The following is a 22,483-nucleotide window of genomic DNA, read 5'->3' as shown; positions in this document are numbered from 1 at the left end:
TTCGACAATTTGGGTGGCATTAACGATATGGCAGCTAGCGAAGGCACGCGCGCTCTGGATCCGTCCGAGTACATCGCGCACCACTTGCAGAACTTTTCCACCGCGCACCAGACGTCGATTTTTGACATTCACGTCTGGAATCTGGACACCCTTTTCTGGTCGATCGTTTGCGGTCTGGCCACGATCGCGATCCTGCATCTGGCCGCGCGCAAGGCAACCTCCGGCGTGCCGGGTCGTTTCCAGTGCGCGATCGAAATGCTAGTCGAGATGGTCGAAGATCAATCGAAGTCGATGATCCACGGCAGCCGCACGTTCATCGCGCCGCTCGCGCTGACCGTGTTCGTCTGGGTTGCGTTGATGAACTCGCTCGACTTCATCCCCGTCGACCTGCCGGGTCGCGTGATCGGCTGGCTGGGTCTGTCGGGAGTCATTCCCCATCATCGCATCGTGCCGACTGCCGACCTGAACGGCACGCTCGGTATCGCGCTCGGCGTGTTCGCGCTGATGATTTACTACAACTTCAAGATCAAGGGCGCAGGCGGTTTCGTGCATGAACTGCTGTCGGCTCCGTTCGGCGCGCATCCGCTGCTGTGGATCCCGAACCTTGCATTGAACATTATCGAGTTCGTCGCAAAGACGGTCTCGCTCGGCATGCGGCTGTTCGGCAACATGTACGCGGGCGAACTGTTGTTCCTGCTGATTGCCCTGCTCGGCAGCATGTGGGGTTTCGGCGCGGACGTGTCAGTGCTCGGCTTTATCGGCCACGTCATCGCAGGCACGGTTTGGGCGATCTTCCACATCCTGATCGTTCTGCTGCAAGCATTCATTTTCATGATGCTGACGCTGGTGTACATCGGACAGGCACACGACACCCACTAACACGGCGTGTCGGACGACGAATTGTTTTAGTTTTGTTTTTTTAAATCCCAGTTCCAACCAGTTCTAAAAGACTTTTCACAAAGGAGTGATCATGCAAGCTTTCATCGCCAACATCCAGGGTCTGACCGCCATCGGTATCGGCATCATCATCGGCCTGGGTGCAATCGGCGCCTGTATCGGTATCGGCCTGATGGGCGGCAAATACATCGAAGCATGTGCTCGTCAGCCGGAACTGATGAACCCGCTGCAAACCAAGATGTTCCTGCTGGCTGGTCTGATCGATGCGGCGTTCCTGATTGGCGTTGGTGTGGCAATGCTGTTTGCGTTCGCGAACCCGCTCCTGTCGAAGCTGGCAGGCTGAGGTTCCTCGGAAGTTTGCGCCTGAGCTATAACTGGTAAAGGCGCAGGGCGGAACGGGCACTTGGGCGCTGATCGAATACAGAATCGATGAGCGCCTTGCCGTTTCACTTTTCCGAACTAGCAACGTTTAAGGAAACACCGTGAATCTCAACGCAACCCTGTTTGCGCAAATGGTCGTGTTCCTGATCCTCGCGTGGTTCACGATGAAGTTCGTGTGGCCGCCGTTGATCAACGCCCTCGACGAGCGCTCGAAGAAGATTGCTGACGGTCTGTCTGCCGCTGAAAAGGGCAAGGCTGAACTCGAAGCCGCTCACAAGCGCGTCGACCAGGAACTCGCTCAGGCACGCAACGACGGTCAGCAACGTATTGCTGACGCAGAAAAGCGCGCTGTGACAGTCGCTGACGAAATCAAGGCTCAAGCACAGGCTGAAGCCGCTCGCATCATCGCGCAAGCGAAGGCGGACGCGGACCAGCAAGTGGTGAAGGCGCGCGAAACGCTGCGCGGCGAAGTTGCTGCTCTCGCTGTGAAGGGCGCTGAACAGATCCTGAAGCGCGAAGTCGACCAGGCAGCTCACGCTGACCTGCTGAATCAACTGAAAGCCGAGCTCTGATCATGGCCGAACTTGCAACCATCGCCCGTCCGTACGCAGAAGCGCTGTTTGGCGTGGCCGAAGCTGGTGACATCGCCGCCTGGTCCACGCTCGTGCAGGAGCTGGCACAGGTTGCGCGTCTGCCCGAAGTGCTGTCGATCGCCTCGAGCCCGAAAGTAAGCCGCGCCCAGGTCAGCGAACTGCTGCTGGCCGCGGTCAAGTCGCCGCTCAAGGACAACGCGCAAGCGAAGAATCTGGTGCAGATGCTGGTGGATAACCATCGCCTGCAATTGCTGCCGGAAATCGCCGTGCAGTTCGAAGAGTTGAAGAACGCCCGCGAAGGGGCGGCAGATGTGCTGATCGTCAGCGCATTCCCGCTCGAAGGCGCGCAGTTGAACGAACTCGTCGCAAGTCTCGAACGCAAATTCAAGCGCAAGCTGAAGCCGACGGTCGAAGTCGACTCGTCGCTCATCGGCGGCGTACGCGTGACGGTCGGCGACGAAGTGCTCGATACCTCGGTCCGCGCGCGGCTTGCCAGCATGCAGACGGCTCTGACGGCCTGAAGCGCCCAAAGCGCCGAAGCGGCTGGCACGCAACAGAATTGACTATCAGGAGCGAATAATGCAACTCAATCCCTCTGAGATCAGCGAGCTGATCAAGAGCCGGATCCAGGGCCTTGAAGCGAGCGCAGACGTTCGCAACCAGGGCACCGTGATCTCCGTGACCGACGGTATCGTGCGTATTCACGGCCTGTCGGAAGTGATGCAGGGCGAAATGCTCGAATTCCCGGGCAACACCTTCGGTCTCGCACTGAACCTCGAGCGCGACTCGGTCGGCGCCGTGATTCTGGGTGAGTACGAACACATTTCGGAAGGCGACATCGTCAAGACGACGGGCCGCATTCTCGAAGTGCCGGTGGGTCCGGAACTGCTCGGCCGCGTGGTCGACGCACTGGGCAACCCGATCGACGGCAAGGGCCCGATCAACGCAAAGAAAACCGACGCAATCGAAAAGATTGCTCCGGGCGTGATCTGGCGTAAGTCGGTTTCGGAACCGGTCCAAACCGGTCTGAAGTCGATCGACGCGATGGTGCCGGTTGGCCGTGGCCAGCGTGAGCTGATCATCGGCGACCGCCAGTGCGGCAAGACCGCAGTCGCAGTCGACGCGATCATCAACCAGAAGGGCAAGAACCTCTTCTGTATCTACGTCGCGATCGGCCAGAAGGCTTCGTCGATCATGAACGTGGTGCGCAAGCTGGAAGAAACCGGCGCGCTGGAATACACGATCGTCGTCGCCGCTTCGGCTTCGGAATCGGCTGCGATGCAGTACCTCGCACCGTACGCCGGCTGCACGATGGGCGAATACTTCCGCGACCGCGGTCAAGACGCGCTGATCGTTTATGACGATTTGACCAAGCAAGCTTGGGCATACCGTCAGATCTCGCTGCTGCTGCGCCGCCCGCCGGGCCGTGAAGCTTACCCGGGTGACGTGTTCTATCTGCACTCGCGTCTGCTGGAGCGTGCTGCTCGCGTCTCGGAAGAGTACGTCGAGAAGTTCACGAACGGCGAAGTGAAGGGCAAGAGCGGTTCGCTGACGGCACTGCCGGTCATTGAAACGCAAGCAGGCGACGTGACCGCATTCGTTCCGACGAACGTGATCTCGATTACTGACGGCCAGATCTTCCTGGAAACCGACCTCTTCAACGCAGGTATCCGCCCGGCAATTAACGCCGGTGTGTCGGTCTCGCGCGTGGGTGGTGCGGCTCAAACCAAGGTTGTGAAGAAGCTGTCGGGCGGTATCCGTACCGACCTCGCGCAGTACCGTGAACTGGCAGCATTCGCTCAGTTCGCATCGGACCTCGACGAAGCGACCCGCAAGCAACTGGAGCGCGGCCGCCGCGTGACGGAACTGCTGAAGCAGCCGCAGTATCAGCCGCTGCAAGTGTGGGAACTGGCTATCGCTCTGTTCGCCGCGAACAACGGTTACCTGGACGACCTGGAAGTTGCACAAGTGCTTCCGTTCGAAAAGGGCCTGCGCGAATACCTGAAGTCGAGCCACGCTGACCTGGTCAAGCGCATCGAAGACACCAAGGAACTCTCGAAGGACGACGAAGCCCTGCTGCATACGGCTCTCAAAGACTTCAAGAAGTCCGGCGCTTATTGATCCGCGAGTGATCCGCAAGGCATAAAAGTACCTCGAAGCGGCGCGGGCCGCAGGCAACTGAACCCGCGCTGCTTCGATCGCTTTGCATGGGACCCGGGTAACCGCTAAAGCGCTAACTCGGGCCGACGCTTTGCATGGGACCCGAGTAACCGCAAAAGCGGTAACTCGGGCCGACAAAGGAGCAAGCAATGGCTGGAATGAAGGAAATTCGCGGCAAGATCAAGAGCGTGCAAAACACGCGCAAGATCACGAAAGCGATGGAGATGGTGGCCGCATCGAAGATGCGCCGCGCTCAGGAGCGCATGCGCGCTGCTCGCCCATATGCCGACAAGGTCCGCGATATCGCAGCACACATGAGCCGTGCGAACCCGGAGTATCGTCACCCGTTCATGGTGTCGAACGAAGGCGCGAAAACGGCTGGCATCATCCTCGTGACGACCGACAAGGGTCTGTGCGGCGGGATGAACACCAACGTGCTGCGTGCGTCGCTGCAAAAGTTCAAGGAACTGGAAGGTCAGGGCAAGACGATCGAAGCAACTGCGATCGGCACCAAGGGTCTGGGTTTCCTGAACCGTCTGCGCGCCAAGGTGGTGTCGAATGTCGTGCATCTGGGCGACACGCCGCATCTGGAAAAGCTGATCGGCGCGGTGAAGGTGCAGCTCGACCTGTACTCGGAAGGTAAGGTTTCGGCGGTGTACCTGGCGTACACGCGCTTCGTCAACACGATGAAGCAGGAGCCGGTGATCGAGCAACTGCTGCCGCTGTCGGCAGACCAGTTCGAGCGCAAGGACGAAGACGGCACGACGCCGAGCACGCAGTGGGACTACATCTACGAGCCGGACGCGCAGGCAGTGGTGGACGAACTGCTGGTGCGTTATGTCGAAGCGCTGGTCTATCAGGCCGTCGCGGAAAACATGGCATCGGAACAGTCGGCACGAATGGTCGCAATGAAGGCCGCTTCGGACAACGCGAAGACGGTCATCAACGAACTGCAGCTTGTGTACAACAAGAGCCGTCAGGCAGCGATCACGAAAGAACTGTCGGAAATCGTCGGTGGCGCCGCTGCGGTCTGATCGTCAAGACGACAGGCGCGCATACGCCTTCAGGCGAGCCCCATCGAAACTGCGCCTTTGCGCGAGTGAAGAATTGAGTATCTAAAGGAAAAGCGATGAGTACTACTGCTTTGGTAGAAGGCAAGATCGTACAGTGCATCGGCGCGGTGATCGACGTGGAATTCCCGCGTGCAACCATGCCGAAGATTTACGACGCGCTCATTCTCGAAGGTTCGGAACTGACCCTCGAAGTCCAGCAGCAGCTGGGCGACGGCGTTGTCCGTACCATCTGTCTGGGTGCATCGGACGGTCTGCGCCGCGGTACGACGGTAAAGAACACCGGCAAGCCGATCAGCGTGCCGGTCGGCAAGCCGACTCTGGGCCGGATCATGGACGTGTTGGGTCGCCCGATCGACGAAGCCGGCCCGATCAACTCGGACGTGGTTCGCGGCATTCACCAGAAGGCTCCGGCGTTCGAGGATCTGTCGCCGTCGACGGAACTGCTCGAAACCGGCATCAAGGTTATCGATTTGATCTGCCCGTTCGCCAAGGGCGGTAAGGTGGGTCTGTTCGGTGGCGCCGGTGTGGGCAAGACCGTGAACATGATGGAACTGATCAATAACATCGCTAAGGAACACGGTGGTTACTCCGTGTTCGCCGGTGTTGGCGAGCGTACCCGCGAAGGGAACGACTTCTATCACGAAATGAAGGACTCGAACGTTCTCGACAAGGTCGCGCTGGTGTACGGCCAGATGAACGAGCCGCCGGGCAACCGTCTGCGCGTCGCGCTGACCGGCCTGACGATGGCTGAGCACTTCCGTGACGAAGGCCTCGACGTGCTGTTCTTCGTCGACAACATCTACCGTTTCACGCTGGCCGGTACCGAAGTGTCGGCACTGCTCGGCCGTATGCCGTCGGCAGTGGGCTATCAGCCTACGCTGGCTGAAGAAATGGGCAAGCTGCAAGAGCGTATTACGTCGACCAAGACTGGCTCGATCACGTCGGTGCAGGCCGTGTACGTCCCTGCGGATGACTTGACCGACCCGTCGCCGGCTACGACTTTCGGCCACTTGGACGCAACCGTCGTGTTGTCGCGTGACATCGCTTCGCTGGGTATCTACCCGGCAGTGGACCCGCTCGATTCGACCTCGCGTCAGATCGACCCGAACGTGATCGGCGAAGAGCACTACGCGATCACGCGCGGCGTGCAGCAAACGCTGCAGCGCTACAAGGAATTGCGCGACATTATCGCGATTCTGGGCATGGACGAACTGGCGCCGGAAGACAAGCTCGCCGTGGCGCGCGCTCGTAAGATCCAGCGTTTCCTGTCGCAGCCGTTCCACGTCGCTGAAGTGTTCACGGGCTCGCCGGGCAAGTACGTGCCGCTGAAGGAAACGATCCGTGGCTTCAAGATGATCGTTGAAGGCGAATGCGACCACCTGCCGGAACAAGCGTTCTACATGGTCGGCACGATCGACGAAGCCTTCGAAAAGGCCAAGAAGATCCAGTAAAGGTCGGGTGTAACGAAGCGGGCGCCGGCCTCGCGCGTATCGATACCGAAAACGGTGTCGGAACGCAAAGCCGGCGCCTCTTACTACGCTCAACCCAGCCTTGCATGGGACGAGAGTCAGCGTTAAAGCGCTAACACTCGTCGAGCTTTGCAGGGGGCCCGGGTAAGCGCTAAAGCGCTAACTCTGGTCGCGCTTTGCATGGGACCCGAGTAAGCGCTAAAGCGCTAACTCTGGTCGACACAGGAGTCGACATTTATGGCAACTATCAAGGTAGACGTCGTCAGCGCAGAAGAGCAGATCTTCTCGGGCCAGGCGAAGTTCGTCGCGCTGCCGGGCGAAGCAGGTGAACTCGGCATTCTGCCGGGCCACACGCCGCTCATCACGCGGATTCGTCCGGGTGCGGTGCGCATCGAAGCTGAAAACGGTGAAGAAGAGTTTGTCTTCGTCGCCGGCGGTATCCTCGAAATCCAGCCGGGCGCTGTGACGGTTCTCGCCGACACGGCTATCCGCGGCAAGGATCTCGACGAAGCCAAGGCCGAAGATGCACGCAAGCGTGCGGAAGAAGCGCTGCAGAACACGGGTTCGAACCTCGAATACGCCACCGCGCAAGCGGAACTGGCGTACGCGACGGCTCAGCTCGCTGCGATCCAGCGTCTGCGCAAGCTGCGCGGCCAGAACTAGGCAACACGTATCAGAGAGAAAGCAGCCTTCGTGGCTGCTTTTTTTTGACCCGTACTTGACGTTTACGGAAAGGTGAGCAAAATCGTGTGCGCAGATCGACGGCGCGGAATCAGGGCATTGCGCGGCATGCGCTTCGGGTAAGACTTGATGCCTTCCGGACACGTGCCGATGGCACAATTGGTTTCAAAATCATTTCAATTGAGCGAGCTTCCGCTCACGGAGACAACACCATGGCAACGCAAGTGTCAGGCGAAGGTGCACTCATTGAACCCAAGGACGGCCTGTCATACGTCCGTGGTTCGACCGACATCCCCTTGAGCGAAGCGACGGTGGGCCAGTTTCTGCGCGACACTGCGGCGCGTTTCCCCGACCGCCCGGCCGTGGTGTTTCGCGAGCAGCTCATTCGCTGGACGTGGAAAGAGTTTGCGGAAGAGGTCGACGTGCTGGCGTCGGGTCTGCTTGCGCTCGGCATTGTGAAGGGCGGCCGGGTCGGCATCTGGTCGCCGAACCGGGTGGAATGGCTGCTTACCCAGTTTGCGACCGCGCGCATCGGCGCCGTTCTGGTCAACATCAACCCGGCTTATCGGCTCGCGGAACTCGAGTATGCGTTGAACAAGGTCGGCTGCAAGGCGATCATCGCCGCCGAACGCTTCAAGACGTCGATGTATCTGGAGATGCTGCAGGAACTCGCACCGGAGCTGGCCACGCAAGCGCCCGGCGAACTGCGTGCCGCCCGTCTGCCGGAGCTGCGCTACGTGGTGCGCATGTGCGACACCGAAACGCCGGGCATGCTGACCTTCTCCGATGTGATTGAGCAGGGCCGCGCGACGCTCGACCTGGCCAGGCTCGACGCCATCGGAACGACTTTGTCGTGCCATGAGCCTATCAACATCCAGTTCACGAGCGGTACGACAGGCAACCCGAAAGGCGCGACGCTGACGCACAGCAACGTCGTCAACAACGCGCGCTACATTGCGATGGCCATGCGCTTAACGGAACAGGACGCACTGTGCATTCCCGTTCCGCTCTATCACTGCTTTGGCATGGTGCTGGCCGTGCTCGCGTGCGTGTCGGTTGGCGCAAATATGGTGTTTCCGGGCGAAGGGTTTGATCCGGCCGCCACGCTCGCGGCCGTTGCCGAAGAACAGTGCACCGCGCTGCACGGCGTGCCGACCATGTTCATCGCAGAACTCGATCACCCAAGCTTCTCCGCTTACGATTTCTCGCGCCTGCGCACCGGCATCATGGCCGGATCGCCGTGCCCGATCGAAACGATGAAGAAAGTCGTCTCGCAGATGCATCTGAGCGAAATCACGATCGCATACGGCATGACGGAAACCAGTCCGGTGTCGCTCCAGAGCTCCACCACCGATCCGCTCGACAAGCGCACCACGACGGTCGGCCGGATTCAGCCGCACCTGGAAGTGAAAATCGTGGATCCGCTCGGCGAAATCGTCCCTGTGGGCGAAACGGGCGAGTTGTGCACCCGCGGTTATTCGGTGATGCAGGGTTACTGGGGGGACGAGGCGAAAACGCGGGAAAGTATTGTCGACGGCTGGATGCACACCGGCGACCTGGCGACGCTCGACGCCGAAGGCTACTGCAATATCGTCGGCCGCCTGAAGGACATGCTGATCCGTGGCGGCGAAAACATCTACCCGCGCGAGATCGAGGAGTTTCTCTTCCGCCACCCGAAGATCCAGAGCGTGCAGGTATTCGGCGTGCCAGATTCGAAGTACGGTGAGGAAGTCTGCGCGTGGATTGTCTTGCGCTCGGGTGAGCAGGCCACCGCAGAAGACATCCAGCAATTCTGCCAGGGCCAGATCGCCCATTATAAGGTGCCGAAGTACATCCGTTTCGTCGACGAGTTGCCGATGACGGTGACCGGCAAGGTGCAGAAATTCATCATGCGCGAACGGATGATCAGTGAATTGAAGGTGCAGGAAGACAAGACGGCCTGATCGGCCAGCGGGTGCGCGTGCAGGGTCGGTGCCGCGCGGAATCGCGGCACCGACGGCATGTTGTGGAAAACCGTTCGCTGAGGGTGTCGTCAGCGAGCCAGAAAATGGTTCTGCCGATGAGCGCGCAAACGTTTGACCAGACGAAAAAAAAGCGGGCCTGGAGCCCGCTAAAAACCACACGCTACGGGGTTAGCGCGAGGAGACCAAAGAAGGAACCGACTGAGACGACAACCCTGCGTCGTTTTACGGCCCCAGCAGGGATGCCCCTTTACAGGGCTCCGGCATTACGCCGACCGGCAAGTGCATTGTATCCGCTCACACCACGCACCCAGCCACATCCGTGTTGAAACCGTTGAGGGCATTGTGGGCGAATTAACCTACAAGCGCGGTAACAAAGTGTTTCAGGTTGTAACGCCCGCCAGATAAGGGCTTGCGGGACATTTTGCCAACTCGGAGTGTTTCAAACGTAATTTATACCGATGACTCGCCTGCAATTTCATACGCCTGATTGATGCTATTCGCGACGGATATCGCGGCGTAATCCGTTCGGTCGATTCCGAATGAAATGGTTGCACAGTCATCTTTTTTGCACTGAATCGCCTGTGTTGCCGGTGCTTTACCGAACTTGCGCGATGCGCGTTTCTGCAAGCGAACGGCCGTGCTGCATTGCAGTACAACGCGAGGGGGACAGATCCGCTCGAAATGCCTGATCGCCGTAGCGGTCTTCCCATCGCATTGCTCTGCTTTTGCTTAATAGTTGGGCTGCGCGGTTACAGGATGTGTCGTCGATCGAGACTCTTTGAGGGCTTTGCGATGCCTGCTGACCGCTGGTCGGTGAGCAGGCATCGCAGCAAACGCCGTCCCTATTTCAACCACTTGTCAGAGATTGCCTGGTATTCGCCCGTCGCCCGAGCCAGGTGCAGCCACTGGTCGACGTACTGCTGGAACGCAACGTCGCCACGTGGCAGTAGCCAAGCCTTCTCGCCGTACTGAAACGGCTTGTCCGGATGCACTGAGCATAGACCTGGATTCAGTTTCTGCTGCAATAACGTTTCGGACGCGTCCGTCACCATGACATCGGCTTTGCCGGCGAGGATCTGTTTAAAGATTGTCACGTTGTCCGGATACACGGTGAGGTTCGCATGCGGGAAGTACTGCTTCGCGAAACGCTCGTTCGTGCCGCCCGGATTGACGATCACGCGCGTGGCCGGCTGGTCGATCTGCGCCACCGTCTGGTACTTGTTCACGTCGTCGCATCGGACGATCGGCGTCTTGCCGTCGACCATGTACGCCTGCGTGAAGAACGCACGTTTTTGCCGGTCAAGCGTAGGTGAAACACCACCCACGCCGATGTCGCATTTCGCGACAAAGTCATTCATCAGATTCGACCACGACGTTTTGACGAACTCCGCCTTCACGCCAAGCGATTTGGCGAGCGACTCGGTCATGTCGATATCGATGCCTTCGAACTGGCCATCCGTCTTGTAGAACGAGTACGGTTTGTAGTCACCGGTCGTGCAGGCGCGCAGCGTGCCGCGCGAGAGCACTTCGTCGAGCCGCGAGGGTGCCGCGGCGGTAGCGCTGGTCTGCGCCTGGGCCACGCCTGCGTGTACCAGAACGCCGGTCAAAACACCGAGCAGTGCGAGTGCTGCCTTGTTCATCGAGTCTCCTTGATTGCGCGTAATTGTTTGGTAAGGCCGTCGGATGATAGCCCGGTAATTGGTGCTTGAACATTGGCCGTTCAGCTGAGGCATGGCGCCGCAGAACGGGATCGGAAAACGGCCGCCGGCAAGGCGCGCTTCAGTTATTGCCCGCATCAAGCGCGATGCGGCGGGCCGGGTCCGGTAAAATGCCCCTTTGCCCTCAGTCGTACGCAACGTGGCCCATAAACTCCTGAACGACACTTTCCTGCGCGCGTTGCTGCGCCAGCCGACCGACTACACGCCGATCTGGCTGATGCGGCAGGCCGGCCGCTACTTGCCCGAGTACAACGCCACGCGTGGTCGCGCGGGCAGCTTCCTCGGTCTCGCGAAGAATCCGGCTTATGCAACGGAAGTCACGCTGCAGCCGCTCGAGCGCTATCCGCTCGACGCCGCGATTCTGTTTTCAGACATCCTCACGGTGCCGGACGCGATGGGCCTCGGCCTCGAATTCGTGGCGGGCGAGGGCCCGAAATTCGCCCGTCCGGTGCGTACGGAAGACGATGTGGCGCGCCTCGCCGTGCCGGACATCGACGCCACGCTGCGCTACGTGACCGACGCCGTGCGCGAAATTCGCACTGCACTGACTGATGCGCAAGGCCGTCAGCGCGTGCCGCTGATCGGCTTCTCCGGCAGTCCGTGGACCCTCGCGTGCTACATGGTCGAAGGCGGCGGCTCGGCGGATTTCCGTACCGTCAAGTCGATGCTGTACGCGCGTCCGGACCTGATGCACCGCATTCTGGAAATCAACGCGAAGTCGGTTGCGGCCTACCTGAACGCGCAGATCGAAGCCGGCGCGCAGGCCGTGATGATCTTCGACACGTGGGGCGGGGCATTGGCCGAGGGCATCTACCAGCGCTTCTCGCTGCATTACATTCAGCAGGTCGTTAGCCAGTTGAAGCGTGACCACGACGGCGAAAAGGTCCCCGTGATCACCTTCACGAAGGGCGGCGGCCTGTGGCTCGACGAGATCGCCGATACCGGCGTGGACGCAGTCGGTCTGGACTGGACCGTGAACCTGAGCAAGGCGCGCGAGCGCGTCGGCGGCAAGGTGGCTTTGCAGGGCAATATTGATCCTTCCGTACTGTTCGCACCACCCGCTTCGATCCGCATGGAAGCGCGCGCTGTACTCGACAGCTTCGGCAATCATCCGGGCCACGTCTTCAATCTCGGTCACGGCATCTCGCAGTTCACGCCGCCGGAGCACGTCGCCGAACTGGTGGACGAGGTCCATCGGCATAGCCGCGCGATTCGCAGCGGCGCTCATGCACCAGCATGATGCTGTAACCGTTACCGTTTTTGCTGCAATGCAGCGCACTGGGCTCTCGGGCTAAGGAGAAAATCGCAGCCCGCGGGCCGTCAAATGGTGCTCCTGCTCTTGTCAAGACTTGACTTATGCACATTCATCACGCTGCGGCGCGGTAGAAGCTTTCGTCGTACCCTAGCCCTTGCACATTGCCGGCGCATTTGATCTAAGCCTTGTCTGGCAAGGGTTTCAGGGGTTCACAACGAAATGTGCGGAATCCCACAGAAGGCCCAAGCGGCGCGGTTCTTGGCCCTTCTGGGCGAAGTTCTCAACAAAGTTATCCACAGGCACACGGACCGATTGCAATTGTTCAGCGGAATCCAAAACTTAGCGCCGAAATTGAAGTTTTACTTTAACTTCGACGGAGGGGCCGTCTACCTGACGTGCACCTTGATGCGGCGCTGTAACGCATCAACGCATCCATTCCCTGTTGCCGCGTGAGCGAAGCTTTCGTCCGCGTCGCGCTAGATCATCCGCTGCCGACCTTATTCGACTACCGCTGCGATACGCCGGAACGCGTCGCGCCGGGCACGCTCGTGAGCGTGCCGTTCGGCAAGCGCCATGTGGTGGGCCTTGTCTGCGAAGTGACTGCTCACAGTAATGTGCCGGCCGACCGTCTCCGGGCGGTGAACGGCGTTTGCACGTCATGCCCGCCGGTATCGGAGCAATGGCTGGCGCTGGCCGCCTTCGCCGCGGACTATTACCAGCGTGGCCTCGGGGAAGTGGCTCTGCCCGCCTTGCCGCAGGCCTTGCGCGATGCGTCGCGCTGGGCGCGCCTGTTCGCACCGGAAGAGCGATACAGCCTGACTCCGGTTGGGCGCGCCGCTTTGCCCGATGCGCTGCCCGCGCGAGCCAGCGCGCTGCGGAAGCTTGCGCAGGCGTTAGCCGAGACCGACTTCCTGCTGGCCGCCGACGCTCGCGCGATCCACCCCAAGGCCGTTGCAACGCTGGACGCGTGGCGGGAGCAAGGGTGGGTTGCGCTGGAGGTCATTGAAGCGGCGGCGGTACTTGCCGCACCCGCGTCGCCGGACACGCCGGCGCCTACGCTGCCCACGCTCACGGGTGAACAGGCGGCCGCTGTCGAAGCGATTCGCGACGCGCGCGGCTTTGCGCCGTTCCTGTTGCACGGCGTCACGGGCAGCGGCAAGACCGAGGTGTATCTGCGCGCGCTGGCCGAGATACTGGCCGCAAAGCCCGACGCCCAGGCGCTCGTCCTTGTCCCCGAAATCAATTTGACGCCGCAGTTCGAGGCAGCCTTCCGGGCGCGTTTCGCCACCTTGGAGGGCACGTCGATCGTCACGCTGCATAGCGGTCTCGCGGAAGGCGAACGCGCGCGCAACTGGTTCGCGGCGCACACCGGCCGTGCGCGCATCGTGCTGGGCACGCGTCTCGCCGTGCTCGCATCGTTGCCGAAGCTCGCGATCATCGTGGTCGACGAAGAACATGATCCGGCCTACAAGCAGCAGGAAGGTTTGCGCTATTCGGCGCGCGATCTGGCCATTTATCGCGCGAAACAGCTCGATTTGCCGGTCGTACTCGGGTCGGCCACGCCATCTCTCGAAAGCTGGTGGCAGGCGGATCAGGGGCGCTACAAGCGTCTCACGTTATCGCGCCGGGCAGTGGCCGAGGCAGTATTGCCGACCGTCAAGCTGATCGATCTCGAAGAAGAGCGCAGACGTGGGCGGGCTTCGGTGGAAGGGTTGTCGGGACCGCTGATCGCTGCGTTAAAAGGCCGCCTCGAGCGCGGCGAGCAAAGCCTCGTGTTCCTGAACCGGCGTGGCTACGCGCCGCAGCTCGCGTGCGACGCCTGCGGCTGGGTGGCCGGTTGTCCGCGCTGCAGCGCCTACGTCGTCCTGCACAAACCCGAGCGCGCGTTGCGCTGCCATCATTGCGGCTGGGAGTCGCGCATTCCTCGCTCGTGCCCCGACTGCGGCAACGTCGACATCGCGCCGATGGGACGCGGCACGCAACGTGTCGAGGAAACGCTCGCGAGCGCGGTGCCCGGTGCCCGCGTGCTGCGCATCGACGCCGACAGCACGCGCCGCAAGGGCAGCGCACAGGCGCTGTTCTCCGACGTGCACGCCGGAGAAGTCGATATCCTGGTGGGCACGCAGATGATCGCGAAGGGGCACGATTTCCAGCGGGTATCGTTAGTCGGCGTCTTGAACGCCGACACGGCCTTGTTTTCGCACGACTTCCGCGCGAGCGAGCGCCTGTTCGCCCAATTGATGCAGGTAAGCGGCCGGGCAGGACGCGCCGGTTTGCCGGGCGAGGTGCTGGTGCAAACACGCTATCCCCGTCATGCGCTCTACCACGCGCTCGGCCGGCACGACTATGTCGGCTTCGCCAATTCGACGCTGGCCGAGCGGCGCGACGCCCGTCTGCCGCCGTTCGTGTACCAGGCGCTGCTGCGCGCGGAAGGGCGCACGCTCGAAGCCGCGGTCGCTTTCTTGCAGCAGGCCGCTGCGGCCTTGAGCGAGATCCCGGCGGCGGAGCGCGTGACCGTCTATGACGCCGTGCCGCTCACCATCGTCAAGGTGATGCACGTGCATCGCGCGCAATTGCTGATCGAGAGCGGGTCGCGTGCCGCTTTACAGGCAACCTTGCGCGCGTGGCAGCCGGCGCTGCGCGGCATCAAGGGCGTGTTGCGCTGGAATCTCGAAGTCGATCCACTCGACGTCTGACGCCGGTCTTCGCCCGGCGCCGCCGTTACTCCTTTAAGTCATATTCATAGAGCGAATGGTCGTTTCGCTTTAAGGCTTTGCTCGCCTATATTTCGCCGAATCGGCGCGTCCTTGCTCAAAAATCCACTTCCTGCGCCGAGACACCTCAACTTTCTCGGGGCATTGCGATGAGCGATACCAACCCAACACTGCCGAGTGGCGCGGCGCCCAGCAAACCGCACAGCAGCCACGGCGCGCATGGCAGCGGTCTGTTTTCGACTGAAGACTGGTGGGCCGTCTGGATCGGCCTGCTGGTAATCGTGATTGCCTGGGCGTTGTTCGCTTCGGGCAGCAGCATCAAGTGGCTGGCGGTCGCGCCGGCCAAATGGTCGAGTGTGGGGCAAGCGGCGCAGGACGTGGGCAAGCACCTGCCGAACTATGCCGCACTGTTCGTCGTGTTCGCTGTGTTGTTCGGCGTTAGCCTCGCCGCATTGAAGCAGCGGGTGGGATCGTTCCTTGGCTCGTTCCTGATTCTGTTCGTCGCGTCGGGGCTGATCTTCACGCTCGGCGCCTGGGTGAATGCGTCGAAGTACAACCTGGAGCCGCCGCTTGTGGCGCTGGCGCTCGGTCTGCTGATTTCGAACGTGTTCACGTTGCCTGAGTGGTTTTCGGCGGGCTTGCGAGTCGAGTTCTATATCAAGGTGGGTATCGTGCTGCTCGGCGCGACGCTGCCGTTCACCCTGCTGGTGTGGGCGGGACCGGTGGCGGTCGGGCAGGCGACCATCGTTTCGCTCGTGACGTTCTTCGTGATCTTCTTCGTCGGCAAGGCGCTCGGTCTCGACCGGCGCTTTGCCGCGGTGCTTGGTGTGGGCGGCGCGGTGTGCGGCGTGTCGGCGGCCATCGCGATCGCGGGCGCGGTGCGGGCCAAGCGCGAGCAGGTTTCGGTGGCGATCACGCTGGTGGTCTTGTGGGCGATCGTGATGATCTTCGTGCTGCCGTTCGCGTCGCGCTCGCTGGGGTTGTCGACGGCCGTGGCGGGCGCATGGATCGGCACCTCGGAATTCGCCGACGCCGCCGGCATCGCCGCCGCGCAGGCCTATGGCGACTTCGCGAAGCACGCGGGCGGCGCGATTGCCGGCGCGCCGGAAGCGTCGTTGCAGGCGTTCACGCTGATGAAGGTGGTAGGACGCGATATCTGGATCGGCATCTGGGCATTCGTGCTCGCGATCGTCGCGACCACCCGCTGGGAGTCGCAGGACAGCGGCGTCAAAGCGCGGGCCAACCCCGGCGAGATCTGGGCGCGTTTTCCGAAATTCGTGATCGGCTTCGTGATCGCGTCGGCGCTGGTGACGTGGATCGCAAGTCACTATTCGCTCGCGGATTACCGCAAGGTGGTGACACCAGAATTCGTCGCCCCGATCACCGCGCTGCGCACGTGGGCGTTCACGTTCTGTTTCCTGAGCATCGGTCTGACCACGCGCTTGCGCTCGCTGACGGCCACCGGCCTGAAACCGTTCCTGGCCTTTACGGTGGGTGTGGCAGTCAATGTCGCGATCGGCTACGCGCTGTCCGCGCACGTGTTCGCACCGTACTGGAATAGCCTGGGGCAGGGTTCATGACGGGCGTGGCTGTGCGCGTCGCCAGTACTGCCGACGCTCGCGACGAGACATGCGCGCGGCGTTGCGCGAGCTGCCGGTATCGCGCGGCGGATCGGCATTCACTGGAGCAGAGCATTCCGGGTCTCGTTGTGTTCGGTTCCGGGTTCGGTGCGAGCGTGGCGGGTAGCCGGCTATGCCGCCTGCACGACCAGTTCGTTTCACCTGACGATGCGTGCGCTCAGTTCGAGCGGATTCCCCGGCACTGACGCACGTGCGCCGGCGTCGGCGCCCGGCTGAACCGGGCGCCGCGCCTTCTCAGAGAATGGGCGCCGCTATGTCAAACGCGAATCGCCGTCCTCCTTCGCTTAGTCGTTCAAGGCCCCGTGCGTCTCGCCAGCCGATGCACGCGATGCCGTAAGCGTCTGCTCTTCCGCGGACGCGCGTCTAGCTGCTCGACCCGTCGCGCCACGGATGAACAGCACTGCGCAGGTCGCGCACATCACCCAGATACCCAATACCACCAGCCACTTTTCCATTTTTAGGTCCTCAAAAACCCCGTACCGCTTTTTATGTGCGTGCCTTTCGGCCGCGTGCCGCTATGTTCTGTATATCGGCGCGGCGCGCGATTCGATAAGGGCGAAGACAAAAAGAAACACGCCAGGGAAAGTACCGATCGCAACCGCCGCCGCCAGACGCAGCGCCGTTCGGCGCAAACCCTGACGCCATAAGGCTTCCACGAGGGTGCAACCTTGCCTCATACATGGTTGCACCTTTTTATTGGGAGGCGTACGATTCGGCCAACTTTTAGTCTTTCGCCAGCGCAGTTTGACTGGTATCCGAAGAAGGAAACATGGCTAGCACCACACTTGGCGTCAAAGTCGACGACCTCCTGCGCTCGCGGCTGAAAGATGCCGCCACTCGTCTCGAACGCACTCCGCACTGGCTAATCAAGCAGGCGATCTTCGCTTACCTCGAGAAGATCGAGCACGGTCAATTGCCTCCCGAGTTGTCGGGCGCCACGGGCTCGGCCGATCTGGCCGACGGCGCCGCGGTGGAAAACGAGGAAGACGGTGCGTCGCACCCGTTCCTCGAATTCGCGCAGAACGTGCAACCGCAATCGGTGCTGCGTGCCGCGATCACCGCTGCGTATCGTCGCCCCGAGCCGGAATGCGTGCCGTTCCTGCTCGGTCAGGCGCGTTTGCCGGCGAATCTCGCGGGCGACGTGCAGACCATGGCCGGCAAGCTGGTCGAAACGCTGCGTACCAAGAGCAAGGGTGGCGGCGTCGAAGGGCTGATCCACGAATTCTCGCTGTCGAGCCAGGAAGGCGTCGCGCTGATGTGCCTCGCCGAAGCGCTGCTGCGTATCCCCGATCGCGCCACGCGCGACGCGCTGATCCGCGACAAGATCAGCAAGGGCGACTGGAAATCGCACGTCGGCCAGGCGCCGTCGCTGTTCGTCAACGCCGCGACGTGGGGCCTGATGATCACCGGCAAGCTGGTGACGACCAACAGCGAAACGGGCCTCTCGTCGGCGCTGACGCGTCTGATCGGCAAGGGCGGTGAGCCGCTGATCCGCAAGGGCGTGGACATGGCGATGCGCCTGATGGGCGAGCAGTTCGTCACCGGCGAAAACATTTCCGAAGCGCTGGCCAACAGCCGCAAATACGAAGCACGCGGCTTCCGCTACTCGTACGACATGCTCGGCGAAGCAGCGACCACCGAAGCCGACGCGCAGCGCTACTACGCGTCCTACGAGCAGGCGATCCACGCCATCGGCAAGGCCGCCGGCGGTCGCGGCATCTACGAAGGCCCGGGCATCTCGATCAAGCTCTCCGCGCTGCATGCACGCTACTCGCGTTCGCAGCAGGAACGCACGATGAGCGAATTGCTGCCGCGTGTGCGCTCGCTGGCGATTCTCGCGCGTCGCTACGACATCGGCCTGAACATCGACGCCGAAGAAGCCGACCGACTCGAAATCTCGCTCGATCTGCTCGAAGCGCTGTGCTTCGATCCCGAACTGGCCGGCTGGAACGGCATCGGTTTCGTGGTGCAGGCGTATCAGAAGCGCTGCCCGTTCGTGATTGAGTACCTGATCGATCTGGCGCGCCGCAGCCGTCACCGCATCATGGTGCGCCTCGTGAAGGGCGCGTACTGGGATACCGAAATCAAGCGCGCCCAGGTGGACGGCCTGGAAGGCTATCCGGTCTACACGCGCAAGATCTACACCGACGTGTCGTACCTCGCCTGCGCGAAGAAGCTGCTCGGCGCGCCGGACGCGGTCTATCCGCAGTTCGCGACGCACAACGCGCACACGCTCGCGGCGATCTATCATCTCGCGGGCCACAACTACTACCCTGGCCAGTACGAGTTTCAATGCCTGCACGGCATGGGCGAGCCGCTGTATGAAGAAGTCACCGGCCGCGACAAACTGAACCGCCCGTGCCGCGTGTACGCACCGGTCGGCACGCATGAAACGCTGCTCGCGTATCTCGTGCGCCGTCTGCTGGAAAACGGCGCGAACACCTCGTTCGTGAATCGCATTGCCGATGAAAGCGTCGCCATCAAGGACCTGATCGCCGACCCGGTCGACGAAGCGTCGAAGATCGTGCCGCTCGGCGCGCCGCACGCGAAGATCCCGCTGCCGCGCAATCTGTACGGCGCCGAGCGTCTCAATTCGATGGGCCTCGATCTGTCGAACGAGCATCGGTTGGCGTCGCTGTCGTCGGCGTTGCTGGCGAGCGCGCATCATCCGTGGCGCGCCGCGCCGCTGCTCGCAGACAACGAGATTGCCGTGGGCACCGCGCGCGACGTCCGCAATCCGGCGGATCATCGCGATCTGGTCGGCACGGTAGTCGAAGCGACCTCGGAGCATGTCAGCGCCGCGCTCGCCCATGCCGTGGCCGCAGCGCCGATCTGGCAGGCTACGCCGGTCGATGCCCGCGCCGACTGTCTCGCCCGCGCTGCTGATCTGCTCGAAGCGCAGATGCATACGCTGATGGGTCTGGTGGTGCGTGAGGCCGGTAAGTCGCTGGCGAACGCAGTTGCGGAAATCCGCGAAGCGATCGACTTCCTGCGCTACTACTCCACGCAGATCCGCAACGAGTTCTCCAACGACACGCACCGTCCGCTCGGTCCGGTCGTGTGTATCAGCCCGTGGAATTTCCCGCTGGCGATTTTCATGGGCCAGGTGGCCGCGGCGCTGGCAGCGGGCAACACCGTGCTCGCGAAGCCGGCCGAACAAACGCCGCTGATTGCCGCGCAAGCCGTGCGTATCCTGCGCGAAGCCGGCGTACCGGCGGGCGCGGTGCAACTACTGCCGGGCGACGGTGAAACGGTCGGCGCGGCGTTGGTGGCCGATGCGCGTACCCGCGCGGTGATGTTCACCGGTTCGACCGAAGTCGCACGTTTGATCAACAAGACGCTGTCGAACCGGCTCGATCCGGACGGCAAGCCGATTCCGCTGATCGCGGAAACCGGCGGCCAGAACGCGATGATTGTCGATTCGTCGGCGCTGGCTGAACAGGTGGTCGCGGACGTACTGCAATCGTCGTTTGATTCCGCCGGTCAACGGTGTTCCGCGCTGCGCGTTCTTTGTCTACAGGACGATATCGCGGACCGCACGCTGGAAATGCTGACCGGCGCCATGCGCGAACTGGCAGTGGGCAATCCGGACCGTTTATCGATCGACGTCGGCCCGGTGATCGACCTCGACGCGAAGCGCGGCATCGACGCACATATCGCGGCGATGCGCGAAAAAGGCCGCAAGGTCGAGCAACTGCCGGTGCCTGATGGCTGCGCGCCGGGCACATTTGTGCCGCCGACGCTGATCGAACTCGACAGCATCGACGAACTGAAGCGCGAAGTGTTCGGCCCGGTGCTGCACGTGGTGCGTTACCGCCGCAGCCAGCTGGACAAGCTGCTCGAACAGATCCGCACGACCGGCTACGGCCTGACGCTCGGCATCCACACGCGAATCGATGAAACCATCGCTCACGTGATCAGCCGCGCGCATGTCGGCAACATCTACGTGAACCGCAACGTGATCGGCGCGGTGGTCGGGGTGCAGCCGTTCGGTGGCGAGGGTTTGTCGGGCACGGGTCCGAAGGCGGGCGGCGCGTTGTATCTGCAGCGTCTGCTGGCTACGCGTCCGGCGGGTTTGCCGAAGTCGCTGGCGCAATCGTTGGTGGTGGATGCGCCGCAAAGCGGAGAAAACAGCGACAATCCTGCCGCTGCGCTGACCGCGTTGCGCGACTGGCTGATTTCTGAGCGGCAACCGGTTCTGGCCGCGCGCTGCGACGGTTATCTGTCGCACGTGCTGGCGGGTGCGACTGCGGTATTGTCGGGCCCCACCGGCGAGCGCAATACGTACACCCTGGGCGCGCGCGGCACGGTGCTGTGTATCGCGTCCACCGCTAGCGGCGCGCGCGTGCAGTTCGCCGCGGCACTGGCTACGGGAAATCGCGCCTTGTTCGAAGGCGCGGCTGGTGAACAATGGGTGTCGCAGCTGCCCGCCGCGTTGAAGTCCTACGCAAGCGTGAAGAAGAGCGCCGATACGCCGTTCGACGCGGTGCTATTCGAAGGCGATAGCGACGAACTGCTGGCGCTGGTGAAGGAAGTCGCGAAGCGCCCAGGACCGATCGTCTCGGTGCAAGGCGTCGCGGCTCGCGCGCTGGAAAGCGGCGACGAGGACTACGCGCTCGAGCGTCTGTTGACGGAACGTTCGGTCAGCGTGAATACGGCAGCAGCAGGCGGTAATGCGAATTTGATGACGATCGGTTGAGCGAACCTCATCGGTTTATTCAATAAAACGGAAGCGGTACGGCGACCCCGAAACCGCTCCATCCACACCTGGTACCAAGGAGAAGCTATGCAACACAAGATGACACAGCTGGCAGGCGCAGCGCTGGTTGCAGCAATGTCGCTGGCGGGGACGGCCAACGCTCAATCGACTGAAGACGTGAAGATCGGTTTCGCCGGTCCGATGACGGGCGCGCAGGCGCACTACGGCAAGGATTTCCAGAACGGCATCACGCTGGCCGTGGAAGACATGAACGCGACCAAGCCGGTGATCGGCGGCAAGCCGGTTCGTTTCGTGCTGGATTCGGCCGACGACCAGGCTGACCCGCGCACCGGCACGACCGTTGCACAAAAGCTGGTGGATGACGGCATCAAGGGCATGCTCGGCCACTTCAACTCGGGTACCACGATTCCGGCTTCGCGCATCTACGCAAATGCGGGCATCCCCGAAATCGCAATGGCGACGGCGCCGGAGTACACGCAACAGGGCTTCAAGACCACGTTCCGCATGATGACGTCCGACACGCAGCAAGGTTCGGTCGCCGGCACGTTCGCGGTGAAGACGCTGGGCATGAAGAAGATCGTGATCGTCGACGACCGCACGGCTTACGGCCAGGGTCTGGCGGATCAGTTCGAGAAAGCCGCGAAGGCAGCGGGCGGCACGATCGTCGATCGTGAATACACGAACGACAAGGCAGTGGACTTCAAGTCGATCCTGACCAAGCTGAAGTCGAACAACCCCGACATGGTGTACTACGGCGGCGCGGATTCGCAAGCGGCCCCGATGGTCAAGCAGATGAAGCAACTGGGCATCAAGGCACCGCTGATGGGCGGCGAAATGGTCCACACGCCGACGTTCATCCAGCTCGCGGGTGACGCAGCGAACGGCACGGTGGCATCGCTCGCGGGCCTGCCGCTGGAAGAAATGCCGGGCGGCAAGGACTACGTCGCGAAGTACAAGAAGCGTTTCAACGAAGACGTGCAAACGTACTCGCCGTACGCTTATGACGGCGCGATGGCCATGTTCGACGCAATGAAGAAGGCGAACTCGACCGATCCGGCCAAGTACCTGCCGCTGCTCGCGAAGACCTCGATGCCGGCAGTGACGGCAGCGAACCTTGCGTACGACGGCAAGGGCGACCTGAAGAACGGCGGCATCACGCTGTACAAGGTTGTTGACGGCAAGTGGACGACGCTGCAAAGCGTGGGCGGCAAGTAAGCA

General features: G+C 61.9%; 17 protein-coding genes. 15 read left to right on the top strand and 2 right to left on the bottom strand.

Annotated features, from left to right (window positions below):
• The first annotated feature begins 27 nt into the window (after positions 1-27).
• The 9 genes from atpB to PQR27_RS20230 all read left to right on the top strand — a co-directional run bounded on the left by atpB (position 28) and on the right by PQR27_RS20230 (position 9,197).
• Positions 28-879: a F0F1 ATP synthase subunit A gene (gene atpB, locus PQR27_RS20270; protein WP_408525285.1), complete on the top strand. Its 852-nt coding sequence runs from the start codon at positions 28-30 to the stop codon at positions 877-879.
• A 91-nt stretch (positions 880-970) separates the two neighbouring features.
• On the top strand, positions 971-1,240 hold the full coding sequence (gene atpE, locus PQR27_RS20265) for a F0F1 ATP synthase subunit C (protein ID WP_007180033.1): 270 nt from the start codon (positions 971-973) through the stop codon (positions 1,238-1,240).
• Between the two features lie 139 nt (positions 1,241-1,379).
• Complete coding sequence (locus PQR27_RS20260) at positions 1,380-1,850, top strand: F0F1 ATP synthase subunit B (protein ID WP_074281809.1); 471 nt, start codon at positions 1,380-1,382, stop codon at positions 1,848-1,850.
• 2 nt (positions 1,851-1,852) lie between these two features.
• A complete protein-coding gene (locus PQR27_RS20255) occupies positions 1,853-2,392 on the top strand; it encodes a F0F1 ATP synthase subunit delta (protein ID WP_120346434.1) in 540 nt (179 codons plus the stop codon).
• A 58-nt stretch (positions 2,393-2,450) separates the two neighbouring features.
• A complete protein-coding gene (gene atpA, locus PQR27_RS20250) occupies positions 2,451-3,992 on the top strand; it encodes a F0F1 ATP synthase subunit alpha (protein ID WP_179735232.1) in 1,542 nt (513 codons plus the stop codon).
• A gap of 188 nt (positions 3,993-4,180) precedes the next feature.
• Positions 4,181-5,065 (top strand): F0F1 ATP synthase subunit gamma, encoded by an 885-nt coding sequence (gene atpG, locus PQR27_RS20245; protein WP_115781412.1) that lies wholly within the window; start codon positions 4,181-4,183, stop codon positions 5,063-5,065.
• A gap of 95 nt (positions 5,066-5,160) precedes the next feature.
• Positions 5,161-6,555 (top strand): F0F1 ATP synthase subunit beta, encoded by a 1,395-nt coding sequence (atpD, locus tag PQR27_RS20240; RefSeq protein ID WP_408525284.1) that lies wholly within the window; start codon positions 5,161-5,163, stop codon positions 6,553-6,555.
• 255 nt (positions 6,556-6,810) lie between these two features.
• The gene (locus PQR27_RS20235) at positions 6,811-7,236 is read left to right on the top strand and encodes a F0F1 ATP synthase subunit epsilon (RefSeq protein ID WP_012434800.1); all 426 of its coding nucleotides are present in this window, start codon (positions 6,811-6,813) and stop codon (positions 7,234-7,236) included.
• Positions 7,237-7,466: 230 nt separating this feature from the next.
• Positions 7,467-9,197 carry an AMP-binding protein gene (locus tag PQR27_RS20230; protein ID WP_408525283.1) on the top strand — a complete coding sequence of 577 codons (1,731 nt, stop codon included), beginning with the start codon at positions 7,467-7,469 and terminating at the stop codon, positions 9,195-9,197.
• 863 nt (positions 9,198-10,060) lie between these two features.
• Here PQR27_RS20230 and PQR27_RS20225 read toward each other — a convergent pair.
• Positions 10,061-10,858, bottom strand: a complete 798-nt coding sequence (locus PQR27_RS20225; RefSeq protein WP_408525282.1) for a transporter substrate-binding domain-containing protein — start codon at positions 10,856-10,858, stop codon at positions 10,061-10,063.
• Positions 10,859-11,075: 217 nt separating this feature from the next.
• Between PQR27_RS20225 and hemE the strand changes: the two genes are divergently transcribed.
• The 4 genes from hemE (at position 11,076) to PQR27_RS20205 (ending at position 16,730) form a co-directional block, all read left to right on the top strand.
• A complete protein-coding gene (hemE, locus tag PQR27_RS20220) occupies positions 11,076-12,176 on the top strand; it encodes a uroporphyrinogen decarboxylase (protein ID WP_408525281.1) in 1,101 nt (366 codons plus the stop codon).
• Between the two features lie 464 nt (positions 12,177-12,640).
• Positions 12,641-14,887: a primosomal protein N' gene (locus PQR27_RS20215; protein ID WP_408525280.1), complete on the top strand. Its 2,247-nt coding sequence runs from the start codon at positions 12,641-12,643 to the stop codon at positions 14,885-14,887.
• Between the two features lie 167 nt (positions 14,888-15,054).
• A complete protein-coding gene (locus PQR27_RS20210) occupies positions 15,055-16,485 on the top strand; it encodes a YeiH family protein (protein ID WP_408525279.1) in 1,431 nt (476 codons plus the stop codon).
• Positions 16,482-16,730, top strand: a complete 249-nt coding sequence (locus PQR27_RS20205) for a hypothetical protein (protein WP_408525278.1) — start codon at positions 16,482-16,484, stop codon at positions 16,728-16,730. Before PQR27_RS20210 ends, PQR27_RS20205 begins: the two co-directional genes overlap by 4 nt.
• Before the next feature lie 99 nt (positions 16,731-16,829).
• On the opposite strand, the gene PQR27_RS20200 is transcribed toward PQR27_RS20205, so the two are convergent.
• A complete protein-coding gene (locus PQR27_RS20200) occupies positions 16,830-17,000 on the bottom strand; it encodes a hypothetical protein (protein WP_408525277.1) in 171 nt (56 codons plus the stop codon).
• Positions 17,001-17,314: 314 nt separating this feature from the next.
• Here PQR27_RS20200 and putA point away from each other — a divergent pair, with 314 nt between their 5' ends.
• Together putA and PQR27_RS20190 are read left to right on the top strand one after the other, a co-directional pair.
• Positions 17,315-21,244 (top strand): trifunctional transcriptional regulator/proline dehydrogenase/L-glutamate gamma-semialdehyde dehydrogenase, encoded by a 3,930-nt coding sequence (gene putA / locus PQR27_RS20195; protein ID WP_408525276.1) that lies wholly within the window; start codon positions 17,315-17,317, stop codon positions 21,242-21,244.
• Between the two features lie 87 nt (positions 21,245-21,331).
• Positions 21,332-22,480 carry a branched-chain amino acid ABC transporter substrate-binding protein gene (locus PQR27_RS20190; RefSeq protein WP_408525275.1) on the top strand — a complete coding sequence of 383 codons (1,149 nt, stop codon included), beginning with the start codon at positions 21,332-21,334 and terminating at the stop codon, positions 22,478-22,480.
• Positions 22,481-22,483: the final 3 nt, after the last annotated feature.

The organism is Paraburkholderia fungorum, assembly GCF_046027215.1.
Classification (GTDB): Bacteria; Pseudomonadota; Gammaproteobacteria; order Burkholderiales; family Burkholderiaceae; genus Paraburkholderia; species Paraburkholderia fungorum_D.
Note: the sequence above shows the minus strand (reverse complement) of the source record. Positions and strands in the feature narration are given on the sequence as shown.